This window comes from Variovorax sp. Root434, assembly GCF_001426595.1.
Lineage (GTDB): Bacteria > Pseudomonadota > Gammaproteobacteria > Burkholderiales > Burkholderiaceae_C > Variovorax.
In genome coordinates, this window is the sequence record NZ_LMEK01000026.1 from 55,378 (window position 1) to 73,654 (window position 18,277).

The 18,277-nt window shown below is 65.5% G+C and carries 14 protein-coding genes; 11 read left to right on the forward strand and 3 right to left on the reverse strand.

The annotated features are described in order from the left end of the window. The first annotated feature begins 38 nt into the window (after positions 1 to 38). Genes aceF through lpdA (ASD05_RS25030) form a run of 3 tightly spaced genes read left to right on the forward strand, consistent with a single transcriptional unit; the run spans position 39 to position 4,128 of the window. Positions 39 to 1,703, forward strand: a complete 1,665-nt coding sequence (gene aceF, locus ASD05_RS25020; RefSeq protein ID WP_056598070.1) for a dihydrolipoyllysine-residue acetyltransferase — start codon at positions 39 to 41, stop codon at positions 1,701 to 1,703. Continuing rightward, entirely contained in the window at positions 1,700 to 2,293 is a 594-nt protein-coding gene (locus tag ASD05_RS25025; protein WP_056598072.1) for an MFS transporter, read from the forward strand. The genes aceF and ASD05_RS25025 overlap by 4 nt, the downstream gene beginning before the upstream one ends. Next, on the forward strand, positions 2,290 to 4,128 hold the full coding sequence (lpdA, locus tag ASD05_RS25030; RefSeq protein WP_056598073.1) for a dihydrolipoyl dehydrogenase: 1,839 nt from the start codon (positions 2,290 to 2,292) through the stop codon (positions 4,126 to 4,128). The genes ASD05_RS25025 and lpdA (ASD05_RS25030) overlap by 4 nt, the downstream gene beginning before the upstream one ends. A 72-nt stretch (positions 4,129 to 4,200) precedes the next feature. Here the strand turns inward: lpdA (ASD05_RS25030) and ASD05_RS25035 are convergent, their stop codons facing one another. Continuing rightward, a complete protein-coding gene (locus ASD05_RS25035) occupies positions 4,201 to 4,776 on the reverse strand; it encodes a C40 family peptidase (protein WP_056598075.1) in 576 nt (191 codons plus the stop codon). Positions 4,777 to 5,017: 241 nt separating this feature from the next. Here ASD05_RS25035 and ASD05_RS25040 point away from each other — a divergent pair, with 241 nt between their 5' ends. Then, positions 5,018 to 6,148: a PQQ-dependent sugar dehydrogenase gene (locus tag ASD05_RS25040; RefSeq protein ID WP_056598077.1), complete on the forward strand. Its 1,131-nt coding sequence runs from the start codon at positions 5,018 to 5,020 to the stop codon at positions 6,146 to 6,148. 15 nt (positions 6,149 to 6,163) lie between these two features. Here the strand turns inward: ASD05_RS25040 and ASD05_RS25045 are convergent, their stop codons facing one another. Beyond that, entirely contained in the window at positions 6,164 to 6,961 is a 798-nt protein-coding gene (locus ASD05_RS25045; protein WP_082572322.1) for an alpha/beta fold hydrolase, read from the reverse strand. A gap of 132 nt (positions 6,962 to 7,093) precedes the next feature. On the opposite strand from ASD05_RS25045, the gene ASD05_RS25050 reads away from it, so the two are divergent. From ASD05_RS25050 to ASD05_RS25080, 7 genes are all read left to right on the forward strand, one after another. Beyond that, complete coding sequence (locus ASD05_RS25050; RefSeq protein ID WP_056598079.1) at positions 7,094 to 7,696, forward strand: isochorismatase family protein; 603 nt, start codon at positions 7,094 to 7,096, stop codon at positions 7,694 to 7,696. A 110-nt stretch (positions 7,697 to 7,806) separates the two neighbouring features. Continuing rightward, entirely contained in the window at positions 7,807 to 9,744 is a 1,938-nt protein-coding gene (locus tag ASD05_RS25055) for a propionate--CoA ligase (protein ID WP_082572324.1), read from the forward strand. A gap of 178 nt (positions 9,745 to 9,922) precedes the next feature. Continuing rightward, positions 9,923 to 12,799, forward strand: a complete 2,877-nt coding sequence (locus ASD05_RS25060) for a 2-oxoglutarate dehydrogenase E1 component (RefSeq protein WP_007828239.1) — start codon at positions 9,923 to 9,925, stop codon at positions 12,797 to 12,799. A gap of 55 nt (positions 12,800 to 12,854) precedes the next feature. Next, positions 12,855 to 14,114: a 2-oxoglutarate dehydrogenase complex dihydrolipoyllysine-residue succinyltransferase gene (gene odhB / locus ASD05_RS25065; RefSeq protein ID WP_056598083.1), complete on the forward strand. Its 1,260-nt coding sequence runs from the start codon at positions 12,855 to 12,857 to the stop codon at positions 14,112 to 14,114. A 145-nt stretch (positions 14,115 to 14,259) separates the two neighbouring features. Beyond that, on the forward strand, positions 14,260 to 15,687 hold the full coding sequence (lpdA, locus tag ASD05_RS25070; protein WP_056598085.1) for a dihydrolipoyl dehydrogenase: 1,428 nt from the start codon (positions 14,260 to 14,262) through the stop codon (positions 15,685 to 15,687). Between the two features lie 13 nt (positions 15,688 to 15,700). Further along, a complete protein-coding gene (gene zapE, locus ASD05_RS25075; RefSeq protein ID WP_056598087.1) occupies positions 15,701 to 16,801 on the forward strand; it encodes a cell division protein ZapE in 1,101 nt (366 codons plus the stop codon). Next, the gene (locus tag ASD05_RS25080) at positions 16,798 to 17,451 is read left to right on the forward strand and encodes a hypothetical protein (protein ID WP_056598089.1); all 654 of its coding nucleotides are present in this window, start codon (positions 16,798 to 16,800) and stop codon (positions 17,449 to 17,451) included. The genes zapE and ASD05_RS25080 overlap by 4 nt, the downstream gene beginning before the upstream one ends. A gap of 25 nt (positions 17,452 to 17,476) precedes the next feature. On the opposite strand, the gene ASD05_RS25085 is transcribed toward ASD05_RS25080, so the two are convergent. Then, positions 17,477 to 18,250: a PP2C family protein-serine/threonine phosphatase gene (locus ASD05_RS25085; protein WP_056598091.1), complete on the reverse strand. Its 774-nt coding sequence runs from the start codon at positions 18,248 to 18,250 to the stop codon at positions 17,477 to 17,479. Positions 18,251 to 18,277: the final 27 nt, after the last annotated feature.

Below are 18,277 nucleotides of genomic sequence, written 5' to 3' on the forward strand. Positions count from 1 at the left end.
ACGAACGAAACGGCGCCTCAGGGCGGGAGACAAACGATATGGCAGCAGTGGAAGTCAAGGTGCCGGACATCGGCGATTTCGATGAAGTCGCGGTGATCGAGGTGCTCGTGAAGGTGGGCGACACGGTCAAGGCCGAGCAGTCGCTCATCACGGTGGAGTCGGACAAGGCATCGATGGAAATTCCGTCGTCGACCGCCGGCGTGGTCAAGGAGCTGAAGGTCGAGGTCGGCAGCAAGGTCAAGGAAGGCTCGGTGGTGCTCGTGCTCGAGGCCGAGGGAGCGGGTGCTGCAGCAGCCCCGGCGCCCGCGGCTGCTCCGGCAGCGGCACCGGCTCCTGCGCCGGCCGCAGCGGCCCCCGCGCCGGCTGCTCCCGCGGCAGCCCCGGCGACCTCCGGCCCGGTCGAGGTCAAGGTGCCCGACATCGGCGACTTCAAGGACGTCGCCGTCATCGAAGTGCTCGTGAAGGTGGGCGACTCGGTCAAGGCCGAGCAGTCGCTCATCACGGTGGAGTCGGACAAGGCCTCGATGGAAATTCCGTCATCGGCTGCGGGCGTGCTCAAGGAACTCAAGGTCAAGGTGGGCGACACGGTCAACATCGGTGACCTGATCGCGGTGCTCGAAGGCACTGCAGGGGCTGCTGCTCCGGCGCCGACCCAGGCAGCGGCTGCCGCACCGGCAACCGCAACCGCCAGTGCACCCGCACCGGCTGCCGCATCGGCGCCTGCAGCCGCCGCCGCTCCGGCTCATCAGCCGACGGTCGCCCCCAGCGCCAGCCTGCCGCACGCATCGCCCTCGGTGCGCAAGTTCGCGCGCGAACTCGGCGTGCCGCTCGAAGAGGTCAAAGGCTCCGGTCCCAAGGGCCGCATCACGCAGGAAGACATCCAGAGCTTCACCAAGGCCGTGATGAGCGGTCAGGCCAGCACCAAGGCCTCGGCGGCCAAGGCACCGGCCGGTGGCGGCGACGGTGCTGCACTGGGCCTGATCCCATGGCCGAAGGTCGACTTCACGAAGTTCGGCACGGTCGAGCGCAAGGACCTGTCGCGCATCAAGAAGCTCAGCGGCGCGAACCTGCACCGCAACTGGGTGATGATTCCGCACGTCACCAACAACGACGAAGCCGACATCACCGAACTCGAGGCCTTCCGCGTCTCCACCAACAAGGAGAACGAGAAGTCGGGCGTGAAGGTCACGATGCTGGCCTTCGTCATCAAGGCGGTGGTCGCGGCGCTGAAGAAATTCCCCGAGTTCAACACCAGCCTGGACGGCGATCAGCTCGTCTACAAGCAGTACTACAACATCGGTTTCGCGGCGGACACGCCCAACGGCCTCGTGGTGCCGGTGCTCAAGGATGCCGACAAGAAGGGCATCCTGCAGATCAGCGCCGAGATGGGCGAACTCGCCAAGAAGGCGCGCGACGGCAAGCTCGGCTCGGCCGACATGCAGGGCGGCTGCTTCTCGATCAGCTCGCTGGGCGGCATCGGCGGCACGCACTTCACGCCGATCATCAACGCTCCCGAAGTGGCCATCCTCGGCCTCTCGAAGGGCCAGATGAAGCCGGTGTGGGACGGCAAGCAATTCGTGCCGCGCCTGACGCTGCCGATGTCGCTGTCGTACGACCACCGCGTGATCGACGGCGCCCTGGCTGCGCGTTTCAACGCCTACCTGGGGCAAGTGCTCGCGGACTACCGTCGAATCCTGCTATGACCACGGTAGTGGCCGTCCGCAAGGGCGGCCAGGTCACGATGGCAGCCGATTCTCTGGTGACCTTCGGCGACACGCGGCTTTCGCACCGCGCCGAAGCCAACCAGAAGATCTTCACCGTCGAGGATGCGGCGGGGCAGAGCCTGTTCGCGGTGGCTGGCGCCGCCGCGCATTTCCTGGTGCTGCAGCACGCGCTGGCCGCGCAGCCGCGCGAGCAGTTGCTGTTCGGCAGCAAGCACGAGATCTTCCGCACCTTCACGATGCTGCATCCGGTGCTGAAGGACACGTTCTTCATGCAGACCAAGGAAGACGAGCACGAGCCCTACGAGTCGAGCCAGTTCACGATGCTGATGGTCAACCAGAGCGGCATCTACGGCATCTACAGCTACCGCGAGGTGTTCGAGTTCAAGGAGTTCTGGGCCATCGGCTCGGGACGCAGCTTTGCGCTCGGCGCCATGCACGCGGCCTATGACATCAAGTCGCGCAACTCGCGCGACGTGGCGGAGGCGGGCATTGCCGCCGCCTGCGAATTCGATCGCAATTCGGCCCCACCGGTCGACGTTCTCACACTCAAACTGAAAGTGTCCAAATGAGCGAACAACAAATCAAGGTGCCCGACATCGGCGACTTCGACGAAGTGGCAGTGATCGAGGTGCTGGTCAATGTAGGAGACACGGTCAAGGCCGAGCAGTCGCTGATCACGGTCGAATCGGACAAGGCCTCGATGGAGATTCCGTCGTCCGCTGCCGGCGTGGTGAAGGCGCTGGCCGTGAAGGTGGGCGACAAGGTCAAGGAAGGCTCGGTCGTGCTGACGTTGGAAGTCGACGGTGCCGCTGCGGCAGCGCCTGCACCTGCTGCGCCCGCGCCTGCTGCTGCTCCCGCGAGCGCCGCCGTGCCCCCACCCCAACCCTCCCCCAGCGGGGGAGGGAGCAAGCCTGCGCCGGTGTCAACGTACGGCGGCAAGGTCGACGTCGAATGCGACGTGATCGTGCTCGGTGCCGGCCCTGGCGGCTACTCGGCCGCCTTCCGTGCCGCCGACCTCGGCCTGAAGGTCGTGCTGATCGAGCGCTACGCTACCCTCGGCGGTGTGTGCCTGAACGTCGGCTGCATCCCGTCGAAGGCGCTGCTGCACGTGGCTTCCGTGATGGACGAGGTGAAGCATTTCGCCGACCTCGGCGTGAGCTTCGCTGCGCCCACGGTCGACCGCGCCAAGCTGCTCGGTCACAAGAACAAGGTGGTGGGCAAGCTCACAGGCGGCCTCACGGCCATGGCCAAGATGCGCAAGGTGACGGTGCTGCGCGGCGTCGGCAACTTCATCGATCCTTACCACCTCGAGGTGGAAGAAACCTCCGGCACGAGCTGGGACACCACCGGCAAGAAGCAGACCGTCAAGTTCCGCAACGCGATCATCGCGGCCGGCTCGCAGTCGGTGAGCCTGCCGTTCATGCCGAAGGATCCGCGCGTGGTCGACTCGACCGGCGCGCTCGAGATGGGCACCGACCCCAAGCGCATGCTGATCCTGGGCGGCGGCATCATCGGCCTCGAAATGGGCACGGTGTATTCCACGCTCGGCGCGCGCCTCGATGTGGTCGAAATGCTCGACGGCCTGATGCAGGGCGCCGACCGCGACCTCGTGAAGGTCTGGCAGAAGATGAACACGCCGCGCTTCGACAACATCATGCTCAAGACCAAGACGGTCGGTGCCGAGGCCACGAAGGAGGGCATCAAGATCACCTTCGAGGGCGAGAACGCGCCGAAGGAACCGCAGGTCTACGACCTCGTGCTGCAGGCCGTGGGCCGCAGCCCGAACGGCAAGAAGATCGGCGCTGAGAAAGCCGGCGTCACGGTGAGCGACCGGGGCTTCATCCCGGTCGACATCCAGATGCGCACCAACGTGCCCCACATCTTCGCCATCGGCGACATCGTGGGCCAGCCCATGCTGGCGCACAAGGCGGTGCACGAGGCGCACGTGGCGGCTGAAGTCATCGCCGGCGAGCAGAAGGGCGACAAGGAGTTGTCCAGCGCCGCCTTCAACGCCCGCGTGATCCCCAGCGTCGCCTACACCGACCCCGAAGTGGCGTGGGTCGGCCTCACCGAGGACCAGGCCAAGGCCGAAGGCATCAAGGTCAAAAAGGGGCACTTCCCCTGGACGGCCTCGGGCCGCGCCATTGCCAACGGCCGCGACGAGGGCTTCACCAAGCTGCTGTTCGATGCCGAAACGCACCGCATCCTCGGCGGCGGCATCGTCGGCACGCATGCCGGCGACATGATCGGCGAGATCGCGCTGGCCATCGAGATGGGCGCGGACGAGATCGACATCGGCAAGACCATCCACCCGCACCCGACGCTCGGCGAAAGCATCGGCATGGCGGCGGAAGTGGCGCATGGCACCTGCACGGACCTGCCGCCCGCGAAGAAGGCCGCATGACCCAGGGCGCAATCGAGCGCCCATGAAAAAATCCCGCTGAAGCGGGATTTTTTTCGTCCTGACTTGGAGGGGTCAGTTGCCGGTGTTGGCGAGAGCCGCAGCCTTGACTTCTTCCGTCGGTCCGCCGAGCACGCGGCGGGCGCCGTCGAAGCGGTGTTGCCAATAGCTTCCGTTCATGTCTTCCACGCGAACCTGGGCGCCGGAGCGGGGCGAGTGGATGAACTTGCCTTCGCCGACGTAGATGCCGACATGGCTGAAGGCGCGGCGCATGGTGTTGAAGAACACGAGGTCGCCGGGCTTGAGCTGGCTGCGATCGATCTTCTCGGTGGCGGCGGCTTGCTCTTCGGCGCGGCGCGGAAGCATGTGGCCCACGGTCTGGTTGTACATGGCGCGAACGAAGCCGCTGCAATCGAAACCCGATTCGGCGGTGTTGCCGCCGCGGCGGTATGGAACGCCGAGGAAGCCGATGGCGGTCACCACGAGATCCGAAGTGCGTTCGGTGACGGTCTGGCGAACCTGCTTGAGCTGTCCGATGATGCCCTTGTCGGCGAGCATTCGTGCCAACTCGTCATCGGTCTTGTCTTGTTGGGGGGCCGCATGAACAGCGACGGCAATTAGAAGGGACGCGGGAAGGACGAAAAAACGCATGGCGCGTAGGATATTGATGACGCGCGGTTATGTCAATTTAAACAGAATTAGCGAATTCATCTGTAAGTCATTGATTTACATAAAAAATTTCAATCCAATCAAAGAAAAAATGTAACGGCGAACGTTTATGGCCCATAAGCGGTTGACCGTGAAAGGGCCCTCGGACCTCGGGTTGATCGACGCTCTTGCTGGGTTCAGTCGCTATTTCTCGTCAAGATCGCTTCAACTTCACGGAAAATCCATGAATTTGCCGCGCTTAACACTTTCTGCTTCTCTTTGTCTCTGGACATTTGTCACGGTAATCGGTTTCTGCGCCACCGCCGCGGCGCAGATGAGGCCTGAAACGGTGGCTACCGGTCTTGAAAACCCGTGGGGCATCGCATTCCTTCCGGGCGGCCGTTTCGTGGTGACGGAGCGGCCCGGCCGCCTCCGGCTGGTCGGTGCCGACGGGAAGATCGCGGCGCCCATCGCGGGCTTGCCTCCTATCGCGGCGGGCGGGCAGGGCGGCTTGCTCGACGTGCTGGCCGACTCCGACTTCGAGAAAAACCGCACGCTGTACTTCTGCTTCTCCGAACCCGATGCCGGCGGTTCGGCCAACAGCACCGCGCTGGCCCGCGCCAATCTGTCGGCCGACGGCACGAAGCTCGAGGAGCTGAAGATCATCTTCAGCCAGCAGCCCAAGGTCGCGAGCCGCAACCACTTCGGCTGCCGCATCGTAGAGGCGCGCGATGGCACGCTGTTCCTTACGCTGGGCGAGCGCTTCAGCCGCAAGGAAGACGCGCAGAAGCTCGACAACCACCTGGGCAAGATCGTGCGCATCGGCAAGGACGGCACGGTGCCCAAGGACAACCCCTTCGTCGGCAAGGCGGGCGCGCTGCCGGAGATCTGGAGCTACGGCCACCGCAACGGGCAGGGCGCCACGCTCGCGCCCGACGGCCGCCTCTGGATGACCGAGCACGGGCCGCAGGGCGGCGACGAAATCAACATTCCGCAGGCCGGCCGCAACTACGGCTGGCCCGTCATCACCTACGGCGAGAACTACGGCGGCGGCAAGATCGGCGACGGCATTACGGCCAAGGAGGGCATGGAGCAGCCGCTGCACTATTGGGTGCCGTCGATCGCGCCGTCCGGCATGGCGTTCCTGACCAGCGACCGCTATGGCGCGGGCTGCAAGGGCAACCTGTTCGTGGGCTCGCTCAAGTTCGGCTATCTCGACCGCATCGAGCTGAAAGGCGGCAAGGTGGTCGCCGAGCACAAGCTGCTGGCCGAGGGCCGCGCCCGCATCCGCGACGTGAAGCAGGGGCCGGATGGATTGCTCTACGTGCTCACCGACGAAGCCGACGGCAAGCTGCTGCGCCTGCGGCCGAACTGAGTTCGGTGCGGATTTTCAGCCGGGGCAACCTGGCAGCGGCAAGGTCGGCAGCATCCGGCGCCAGAGGTGGTTCCACTCAGGCCAGTCATGGCCGCCTTCTGTCGTGAAGACGCGCTCGGGCGGCAGCACGTTCGCCAGTAGCCGGTTGCTGAAGGCAAAGCGGTCGTCCACGCCGTAGCCCAGATAGAGCGGCGGCCGCGCGCCTGTCGTGTTCGTGAAGCCCGCGTAACCGCGCAGCCATTGCCAGAGCTGCGTCTCGTTGGGCGTTCGCGGAGGGCTCGCGGCCGGGTCGACCAGCGGCCCGTTCCACCTGGCGAGGCCGCCCGCGTTGGCGATGTCCGTGCCGAGCGAGCGCTCGCCGAGATAGGGCGCGAGCGTCACCAGCCCCGCGAGTTCGCCGGGGTGCGTCTGCGCATAGAGCATTCCGCCGAAACCGCCGAGGGAAATGCCGACGATCCAGATGTGGCGGTAGCCCTGGCCGCGCGCCGGCGCGACCACGTCGGCGCTCAGGCGGTCGAGGATGCTCTTGTCGTTGAAGTAGCCGAGATGAGCGTCGACCAGCATCACGTCCGCCGCGATGCGGTTCTCGCGGACCGCGCGCACGAAGCCCTCGCGCTCGAACTCGCCGGGCGCCGAGTAGGCGCCGGGAAGCATCACCAGCAGCGTGTCGACCTCGCCGCGTGCGCAGCTGCTCTTTTCGAGTGAAGTCGTCATCGGCACCGCGGCCTTGCGCACGCCGCCGCAGGCCACGGCGAGCAGCGCGGCGCCGAGGCCCAGCGCCGCGAGGCACGCCCGCTTGGAGAACATCTTCATGCGCCGCAGTTTAGGCGTGCCTCGATGCCGGCAGACGGCCCGTGCCGGCGGGCGCGCGTCTAGAGAGCCCGAGGCGGTCCTTTCGGTGGTACGGTTCAGCCCAACTCAACCGATACCTGAAAGACACCGCTCATGCTGCTCGACGCCTCGCTCTCCCAACTCGTTCTGGTCGACTACCAGGCGCGGCTGATGCCGGCGATCTTCGAGGGCGAGGCCGTCGCGCAGAACGCGGTGCGCCTCGGCAAGATGGCGCACCTGTTCCAGGTGCCGGTGTTCGGCACCGAGCACAACCCTTCCAGCCTTGGCGAAAACCTGCCCGACATCCGCGCGCTGTGCCAGCGCACCCTGTCGAAGATGCATTTCAGCGGCGTGGAGGAAGGCCTGGGCGAGTGGCTGCGCGTGCCGGCCAAGGCACCGCAGGGCAATGCGCGCAGCCTGCCCAAGCATCTGCAAAAGCCCGCCGCCGCGGCCGAGGAGCGCAACGCCATCGTGATCGCCGGCTGCGAAGCTCATGTCTGCCTGCTGCAGACCGCGCTCGACCTGCTGGAAGACGAGTTTGAAGTCTGGGTCGTCACCGACGCCTGCAGTTCGCGCACCGAGCGCAACCGCGACGCGGCCTTCGACCGGCTGGCCGGTGCCGGCGCCGAACTCGTGACGACCGAGATGGTCGGCTTCGAGTGGCTGCGCACGGCGGAACACCCCGCATTTCCTGAGTTGCTTTCGCTCGTCCGGTAGCGCATCTGCGGCGGGAGGCAGGGCTCGGCCGGATTGTTCCGGCCGTCAGCTTGCTGCAAGATCGGTCTCCATAATTATGAATTCAGTTTTGGTGGTGCCGCCAGACCCGAATGAATAACAGGAGACATACCCAGATGAGCCGCTACGAAGAGTTCTATCGCCAATCCGTCGATGCGCCCGAGGCCTTCTGGGCCGAGCAGGCGAAGCTGATCGACTGGCAAGACCCCGCACAACAGATCCTGGACGCCAGCCAGCCGCCTTTTGCGCGCTGGTTCGTCGGCGGCACGACTAACCTGTGCCACAACGCGGTCGACCGGCATCTGGCCGCGCGGGGCGATCAGCCCGCGCTGGTCTTCGTCTCCACCGAAATCGGCGTCGAGAAGAGCTACAGCTTCAACGAGTTGCATGCCGAGGTGCAGCGCACCGCCGCCAGCCTGATCGAACTCGGCGTGGGCAAGGGCGATCGCGTGCTCATCTACATGCCGATGATTCCCGAGGCCGCCTTCGCGATGCTGGCCTGCGCGCGCATCGGCGCCATCCACTGCGTGGTGTTCGGCGGATTCGCCAGCGGCTCGCTGGCCACGCGCATCGAGGACGCCGAGCCCAAGGTGATCGTGAGCGCCGACGCGGGCTCGCGCGGCGGCAAGGTCATTGCGTACAAGCCCTTGCTCGACGAGGCGATCCGCCTGTCGAAACACAAGCCTTCGGCGGTGCTGCTCACGGACCGCGGCCTTGCATCCATGGACCTGACTGCCGGCCGTGACCATCTGGCCGCCGAACTCAGGCGCAAGCACCTCGACGCCAAGGTGCCCTGCACATGGCTCGCCTCCACCGACATCAGCTACACCATCTACACCAGCGGCACGACCGGCAAGCCCAAGGGCGTGCAGCGTGACGTGGGCGGCTACGCGGTCGCGCTGGCCGCCAGCATGAAGCACATCTTCGACGGCCGGCCCGGCGAAACCTACTTCTCCACCAGCGACATCGGCTGGGTGGTGGGCCACAGCTACATCGTCTACGGCCCGCTCATCGCGGGCATGGCGACGATCATGTACGAGGGCCTGCCCACGCAAGGCATCGACCGGCAGCCCGACGGCGGCATCTGGTGGCGCCTGGTCGAGAAATACAAGGTGACGGTGATGTTCAGCGCCCCCACCGCGGTGCGCGTGCTCAAGAAGCAGGACCCGGCACTGCTGAAGAAGTACGACCTGTCGAGCCTGCGCGCGCTGTTTTTGGCGGGCGAGCCGCTCGACGAGCCCACCGCACGCTGGATCAGCGAAGGCCTGGGCGTGCCGATCATCGACAACTACTGGCAGACCGAATCGGGCTGGCCGATGATCACCATCGCCAACGGCGTCGAGGCCAAGCCCAGCAAGTTCGGTAGCCCGGGCGTGCCGATGTACGGCTACCGCATCAAGATCCTGCATGAATCGACCGGCGAGGAACTGACCGCCCCGAACGAGAAGGGCGTGGTGGTGGTCGAAGGCCCGACGCCGCCCGGCTTCATGCAGACCGTATGGAAGGACGATGCGCGCTTCGTCAACACGTACTGGAAGAGCGTGCCCGGCAAGATGGTCTATTCGACCTTCGACTGGGGCATTCGCGACGAAGACGGCTATTTCTACATCCTCGGGCGCACCGACGACGTGATCAATGTGGCGGGCCACCGCCTCGGCACGCGCGAGATCGAGGAGAGCATCTCGGGCCACGCCAACGTGGCCGAGGTCGCCGTGGTGGGCGTGGCCGACGCGCTCAAGGGCCAGGTCGCGATGGCCTTCGTCGTTCCCAAGGACGGCAAGGCCGTGGGCGACGCCGATGCGGCACTCAAGCTCGAAGGCGAGATCATGAAGATGGTGGCCGACCAGCTCGGCGCACTGGCGCGGCCAGCGCGCGTGCGTTTCGTGAGCGGCCTGCCCAAGACGCGCAGCGGCAAGCTGCTGCGCCGTGCCATCCAGGCCGTGTGCGAGCAGCGCGACCCGGGCGACCTGACCACCATCGACGACCCCGCCACGCTGCAGCAAATCAAACAGTTACTCTCTTCCGCCTGAATGAGCAGGAGAGGGGTTGCGAAGCTCCTTTGGGCCGTCATATGGTTGACGTGGCACAATGCCAAGGTACTCAGGCCCTTCCCCAGCCACAGTCGCATCCGCCAATCGGTTCAGCCGTGTCGCGGAAGGTTTCTTAACCAGCTAGTGCTTCCTTCAGGGAAGCGAAGGTCAGCGGATCATGAGCGATTCTTCTACGCCCACGGCGTACACAGCCTATCAAGGCAACACCTACCTCTTCGGTGGCAATGCGCCCTATGTCGAAGAGATGTACGAGAACTACCTCGCCAACCCCGGCAGCGTGCCCGACAACTGGCGTTCGTATTTCGACGCGTTGCAGAACGTTCCCGCCGCCGATGGCACCAACACCCGCGACGTTCCGCACCTGCCGGTCATCAATGCTTTCGCCGAACGTGCGAAGCAGGGCACGACCAAGGTCGTGCAGGCCAGCGGTGCCGACTCCGAGCTCGGCCGCAAGCGTACCTCGGTCCAGCAGCTGATCGCCGCCTACCGCAACGTCGGTGCCCGCTGGGCCGACCTCGACCCGCTCAAGCGCGCCGAGCGTCCCTCGATCCCGGAACTCGAACCCTCGTTCTACGGCTTCACCGACGCCGACCTCGAGACGGTGTTCAACACCAGCAACACCTTCTTCGGCAAGGAGACCATGTCGCTGCGCGACCTGCTCAACGCCTTGCGCGAAACGTACTGCGGCACGATGGGCGCCGAGTACATGTACACCACCGACCAGAACCACAAGCGCTGGTGGCAGCAGCGGCTCGAAAGCGCCCGCACCAACCCCAAGCTCAGCGCCGAGCAGAAGAAGCATGTGCTGAACCGCCTCACGGCCGCCGAAGGCCTCGAGCGCTTCCTGCACACCAAGTACGTCGGCCAGAAGCGCTTCTCGCTCGAAGGCGGCGAGAGCTTCATCGTCGCGATGGACGAACTGATCAACCAGGCCGGCGCCAAGGGCGTGCAGGAAATCGTGATCGGCATGGCCCACCGCGGCCGCCTGAACGTGCTGGTCAACTCGCTCGGCAAGATGCCGGCCGACCTGTTCGCCGAGTTCGACCACACCGCCCCCGAAGACCTGCCCAGCGGTGACGTCAAGTACCACCAGGGCTTCAGCTCGGACGTGACCACCCCCGGCGGCCCGGTGCACCTGAGCCTGGCGTTCAATCCCTCGCACCTCGAGATCGTGAACCCCGTGGTCGAAGGCTCGGTGCGCGCCCGTATGGACCGCCGCGGCGACCCACTGGGCAAGCAGGTGCTGCCCGTGATCGTGCACGGCGACGCCGCCTTCGCGGGCCAGGGCGTCGTGATGGAAACGCTGGCGCTGGCCGAGACCCGCGGCTACTCCACCGGCGGCACGGTGCACATCGTCATCAACAACCAGATCGGCTTCACCACCAGCGACCCGCGCGACAGCCGCTCGACGCTGTACTGCTCGGACATCGTCAAGATGATCGAAGCGCCGGTGCTGCACGTGAACGGCGACGACCCCGAAGCCGTGGTGCTCGCCACCCAGATCGCGCTGGACTTCCGCATGGAATTCCAGAAGGACGTGGTCGTGGACATCATCTGCTTCCGCAAGCTGGGCCACAACGAGCAGGACACCCCCTCGCTCACCCAGCCGCTCATGTACAAGAAGATCGCAGTCCACCCCGGCACGCGCAAGCTGTACGCCGACAAGCTGGCCGCGCAAGGCCTGGGCGACACGCTCGGCGACGACATGGTCAAGGCGCAGCGTGCCGCCTTCGACGAAGGCAAGAACACGGTCGACCCGGTGCTGACCAACTTCAAGAGCAAGTACGCCGTCGACTGGAGCCCATACCTCAACAAGAAGTGGACCGACGCCGGCGATACCGCCATTCCCTCGAGCGAATGGAAGCGCCTGGCCGAGAAGATCACCTTCGTGCCCGAGGGCTTCACCGTGCACCCGCTCGTGAAGAAGGTGCTGGACGACCGCGCCGCCATGGGCCGCGGCGACGTGAACGTCGACTGGGGCATGGGCGAGCACATGGCCTTCGCATCGCTGGTGGCCAGCGGCTACCCGATCCGCCTGTCGGGTGAAGACTCGGGCCGCGGCACGTTCACGCACCGCCACGCCGTGCTGCACGACCAGAACCGCGAGAAGTTCGACACCGGCACCTACACGCCGCTGCAGAACGTGGCCGACAACCAGGCGCCGTTCGTCGTGATCGACTCGATCCTGTCGGAAGAGGCCGTGCTCGCGTTCGAATACGGCTACGCCTCGAACGACCCGAACACGCTCGTGATCTGGGAAGCCCAGTTCGGCGACTTCGTGAACGGCGCGCAGGTGGTGATCGACCAGTTCATCGCTTCCGGCGAAGTGAAGTGGGGCCGCGTCAACGGCCTCACGATGATGCTGCCGCACGGCTACGAAGGCCAGGGCCCCGAGCACAGCTCGGCTCGCCTGGAGCGCTTCATGCAGCTGAGCGCCGACACCAACATGCAGGTGGTGCAGCCGACCACGGCCAGCCAGATCTTCCACGTGCTGCGCCGCCAGATGGTGCGCAACCTGCGCAAGCCGCTGATCATCCTGACGCCCAAGTCGCTGCTGCGCAACAAGGACGCGACCTCGCCGCTGTCCGAGTTCACCAAGGGCAGCTTCCAGACCGTCATTCCCGACAGCAAGGGCCTGAAGGCCGAGAAGGTCAAGCGCCTGATCGCCTGCTCCGGCAAGGTCTACTACGACCTGGCCAAGAAGCGCGAAGAGCAGGGCACCGAAGACGTGGCGATCATCCGCGTCGAGCAGCTCTACCCCTTCCCGCACAAGGCTTTCGCTGCCGAGATCAAGAAGTACCCGAACCTCGTCGACGTGGTGTGGTGCCAGGACGAGCCGCAGAACCAGGGCGCCTGGTTCTTCGTGCAGCACTACATCCACGAAAACATGCAGGACGGCCAGAAGCTCGGCTACTCCGGTCGTGCCGCCTCGGCATCGCCGGCGGTGGGCTACTCGCACCTGCACCAGGAACAGCAGAAGGCGCTCGTCGATGGCGCGTTTGGCAAGCTCAAGGGCTTCGTGCTGACCAAGTAATCAAAAGCCTCTTTTCACACGAACACCCTGAAGAAAAAATCGGAGCTCACTCCAAATGTCTATCGTAGAAGTCAAAGTCCCCCAGCTTTCCGAATCGGTGGCCGAAGCCACCATGCTCACCTGGAAGAAGAAGGCCGGCGAAGCCGTCGCCATCGATGAAATCCTGATCGAGATCGAGACCGACAAGGTCGTGCTGGAAGTGCCCGCGCCCTCGGCTGGCGTGCTGGCCGAAATCGTGCAGCCCGATGGCGCCACCGTGGTGGCCGATCAGCTGATCGCCAAGATCGATACCGACGGCAAGGCTTCGGCCGCCGCACCGGCGGCTGCGCCTGCCGCAGCTCCGGCTGCCGCTTCGCCTGCACCGGCAGCTGCTGCTGCCGCCACCGGCGGTTCGAAGGCCGACGTGGCCATGCCCGCCGCCGCCAAGCTGCTGGCCGACAACAACCTGAAGACCAGCGACGTGGCCGGCACCGGCAAGGACGGCCGTGTCACCAAGGGCGACGTGCTCGGCGCGGTCGCTTCGGGCGCCAAGCCCGCGGCCACCATTCCCGCACCGGCCGCCAAGCCCGCACTGCCGCAAGTCGCCGCGCCCACCAGCGCGCCCGACCTGGGCGAGCGCCCCGAGCAGCGCGTGCCGATGAGCCGCCTGCGCGCCCGTATCGCCGAGCGCCTGCTGCAGTCGCAATCGACCAACGCCATCCTGACGACCTTCAATGAAGTGAACATGGCGCCCGTCATGGAGCTGCGCAAGCGCTTCCAGGACAGCTTCACCAAGGAACACGGCGTGAAGCTCGGCTTCATGAGCTTCTTTGTGAAGGCCGCGGTGCACGCACTGAAGAAGTACCCGGTGATCAACGCCTCGGTGGACGGCAACGACATCCTGTACCACGGCTACTTCGACATCGGTATCGCCGTCGGTTCGCCGCGCGGCCTGGTGGTGCCGATCCTGCGCAATGCCGACCAGATGAGCTTTGCCGACATCGAGAAGAAGATCGCCGAGTTCGGCAAGAAGGCACAAGACGGCAAGCTGGGCATCGAAGACATGACCGGCGGCACGTTCTCCATCTCGAATGGCGGCACCTTCGGCTCGATGCTCTCGACCCCGATCATCAACCCGCCCCAGTCGGCCATCCTCGGCGTGCACGCCACCAAGGACCGCGCCGTGGTCGAGAACGGCCAGATCGTCGTTCGCCCGATGAACTACCTCGCCATGAGCTACGACCACCGCATCATCGACGGCCGTGAAGCCGTGCTGGGCCTGGTCGCCATGAAGGAAGCGCTGGAAGACCCGTCGCGCCTCTTGTTCGATATCTGATCCACCCCCAGTCTTCGCGCACTTCGTGTCGCTTCGCCAACCCCCTCACGGGGGCAACACCTGCGGCCCGGCAAAGCCGGTTCCGCGGTGTTCGCGAAGGAACCCTGATTCATGCAGCGCGATGGACAACTGAAACGGAAACCCAATGAGCAAACAATTCGACGTCGTCGTCATCGGCGGCGGCCCCGGCGGCTACATCGCGGCGATCCGCGCCGCGCAGCTCGGCTTCAACGTGGCCTGTATCGACGAATGGAAGAACGGTAAGGGCGGCCCCGCACCGGGCGGCACCTGCACCAACGTCGGCTGCATCCCCTCGAAGGCGCTGCTGCAATCGTCGGAACACTTCGAGCAGGCCGGCCACCACTTCGCGGACCATGGCATCAAGGTCGAAGGCCTGGGCCTCGACATCGACAAGATGCTGGCCCGCAAGGACCAGGTCGTGAAGCAGAACAACGACGGCATCCTGTACCTGTTCAAGAAGAACAAGATCAGCTTCTTCCATGGCCGCGGCTCGTTCGTGAAGACCGACGAAACTGGCTATGAGATCAAGGTGGCGGGCGCTGCCGAAGAGTCGATCAGCAGCAAGCACGTCATCGTGGCCACGGGCTCCAATGCCCGCGCGCTGCCGGGCACGCCGTTCGACGAGGAGAACATCCTCTCGAACGACGGCGCGCTGCGCATCGGCGCGGTGCCGAAGAAGCTGGGCCTGATCGGCTCGGGCGTCATCGGCCTCGAAATGGGTTCGGTGTGGCGTCGCCTCGGTGCTGAGGTCACGGTGCTCGAAGCGCTGCCGACCTTCCTGGGCGCGGTGGACGAGCAGATCGCCAAGGAAGCCAAGAAGGCTTTCGACAAGCAGAAGCTCAAGATCGAACTCGGCGTGAAAGTCGGCGAGATCAAGTCGTCGAAGAAGGGCGTGAGCGTCGCCTGGACCAACGCCAAGGGCGAAGCCCAGACGCTGGAAGTCGACAAGCTGATCGTGTCGATCGGCCGCGTGCCCAACACCATCGGCCTGAACGCCGAAGCCGTGGGCCTGAAGCTCGACGAGCGTGGCGCCATCAACGTCGATGACGACTGCAAGACCAACCTGCCGAATGTCTGGGCTATCGGCGACGTGGTGCGCGGCCCGATGCTGGCGCACAAGGCCGAGGAAGAGGGCGTTGCCGTGGCGGAGCGCATCGCGGGCCAGCATGGCCACGTGAACTTCAACACGGTCCCGTGGGTGATCTACACCAGCCCCGAGATCGCATGGGTCGGCCAGACCGAGCAGCAGCTCAAGGCCGCGGGCCGCGCCTACAAGGCCGGCACCTTCCCGTTCCTCGCGAACGGCCGCGCACGCGCGCTGGGCGACACGACCGGCATGGTCAAGTTCCTGGCCGACGCAGCGACCGACGAGATCCTGGGCGTGCACATCGTCGGCCCGCAGGCCAGCGAGCTGATCTCCGAAGCCGTGGTGGCGATGGAGTTCAAGGCCAGCGCCGAAGACATCGCGCGCATCTGCCATGCGCACCCGTCGCTGTCGGAGGCCACGAAGGAAGCGGCACTCGCCGTGGACAAGCGCACGCTGAACTTCTGATCTCACCGATCTTTTGACCAGCGTCAAACAGGCCTACGAGGCGGAACTCGCTGCGCGCGGGTTCAAGAGCGATCCAGCGCAGCTGCGTGCCGTGGAGGCACTGGATCGCTGCGCCAGGGAATGGGCCGACTACAAGGCCCAGCGTTCCAACGCGCTGAAGAAGTTCATCAACCGGCCGGAGCTTCCGCGCGGCGTCTACATGTACGGTGGCGTCGGGCGGGGCAAGAGCTTCCTGATGGACCTGTTCTTCAATGCGGTGCCGCTGCGGCGCAAGACGCGCCTGCACTTTCACGAGTTCATGCGCGAGGTGCACCGCGAGCTGCGCGAGTTGCAGGGCACGGTGAACCCGCTCGACGAGCTCGGGCTGCGCATATCGAAGCGCTACAAGCTGATCTGCTTCGATGAATTCCATGTGGCGGACATCACCGACGCGATGATTCTTCATCGGCTGCTGGTGTCGCTGTTCGAGAACGGCGTGGGCTTTGTCACCACCTCGAACTTCAAGCCCGACGATCTGTATCCCGGTGGCTTGCACCGCGACCGCATCCTGCCGGCCATTGCGCTGCTGAACGAGAAGCTCGAAGTGCTGAGCGTCGACAACGGTACGGACTACCGGCGCCGCACGCTCGAACAGCTGCGCATGTACCTGACGCCGAACGATGGCGCGGCCGAGAAGGAGATGCGCAAGGCCTTCGACAAGCTGGCCGAGACGGCCGACGAAAGCCCGATCCTGCACATCGAGCAGCGCGAGATCCGCGCACTGCGCAAGGCCGGCGGCGTGGTCTGGTTCGATTTCAAGACGCTGTGCGGCGGTCCGCGCTCGCAGAACGACTACCTCGAGATCGCCAGCCAGTTCCACACCGTGCTGCTGTCCGACGTGCCGCACATGCCGGTGCGCATGGCCTCGGAAGCACGCCGTTTCACATGGTTGGTCGACGTCTTGTACGACCGGCGCTGCAAGCTCATCATGTCGGCCGAGGTTCCGCCCGAGGCGTTGTACACGGAAGGGCCGCTGTCGCACGAGTTTCCGCGCACGGTCTCCCGGCTCACCGAAATGCAATCGAGCGAGTTTCTCGCCCTTGAACGCCGCATCGTCGACACCCGACTCACATGAAAAAAATCGCTCTTGCCCTGCTGATGACGTTGGCCAGCCTTCCGCTGTGGGCACAGTCCAACGCCGCCGCGGGCAATGCCGACCTCGAGGCCGAGAAGCGCCGGCTCTCCAGCGAGCGCGAGGTCATCGAGAAGCGCTTTGTCGAAGAGCGGGCCGCCTGCTACAAGAAGTTCGCGGTGGAAGACTGCCTGCGCGAGAGCCGGGGCCGGCGTCGCAAGGAAACCGACAACATCAGGCGGCAGGAAACAGCGATCAACGACATCCAGCGCCAGCGCAGCGGCGCGGCCGAGCTGCAAAAGCTCGACCAGAAGGCCGGCACCCAGCGCCCGCAAGACACCCGCGAGAAGCAGGAAGAGTCGATCCAGGGCCAGAAAGACCGCGAGCAGCGCGCGGCCGACCATGCGGCCAGCCGCGCCGCCACGGCCGCCGATGCGGCCGAGCGCGAACGCCAGTTTCGGTCCAAGCAGCAGGCCCATTCCGACGAGCAGGCCAAGGCCGCCCAGCGTCAGGCCGAGGCGCCGGCTGCCGTCAAGCGTTTCGAAGACAAACAGAAGCGGGCTGAAGAGCACAGGGCCAGCCGGGAGCGGCAGAACGCCAATCGCAGCAAGCCGCGCGCGGCGCCGCTGCCGCCGCCGCCGGCCGCACCCTGAGCGGGGCAAGAAGGCAGGGCGCCGCTCAGGCGGCAGCAGCCGGCAGCGGATCGAACTTCAGGACGACAATCGAGATGTTGTCGCCCGTGCCCCGGGCCCGGCGGCGCGCTTCACCCACCAGGATTTCGACCGCATCGCGCGGCGGCTGTGCGTACAGCACGCTCGCCAGCTCTTCGGGGCTGAAGTAATGCCACAGTCCGTCGCTGCAGGCCATCAGCAGATCGCCCGGTTCCATCTTCGGGATGTAGTAGGGGTCGATGGGCGGCGGCGTGGTCGTCATGCCCAGGCAGCCGAGCAGGATGTTGCCTTGCGGATGGACGTTGGCCTGGGCCTCGGTGATCTGGCCGCGGTCGATCAGCACCTGCACGTACGAATGGTCGCGCGTGCGCTTGACGAGCTGCCCGTCGTGGAAGTGGTAGATGCGCGAGTCGCCGGCATGGATCCAGGCGCAGTCGCCCTTGGGCGTCATGAGGAAGGCCGCGAGCGTGCTGTGCGGCTCCTGTTCGCTGGACACGGCGGTGAGCTTGATGACCGTGTGCGAGTCTTCGAGGATCTGCTTCAGCACGGCTTCGGGGTCGTCGCGGCTGGGCTGGTAGCGGGCGAAGAGCTGGCGTGCCGTCATCAGCACCTGATCGGAGGCCTTGCGCCCGCCGCTGCGCCCGCCCATGCCGTCGGCCACGATGCCCAGCACGCAGCCAGGCACGCGCGGATGGCTCATCATCAGCACCTGGTCTTGTTGGTACGGGCGGTCTCCCTTGTGGAGTCCGGTGGCCGCGGCGAGTCGAAAGCCTTGGGTCATGAGGCATATGCGCCGAAGCGCGTGTTT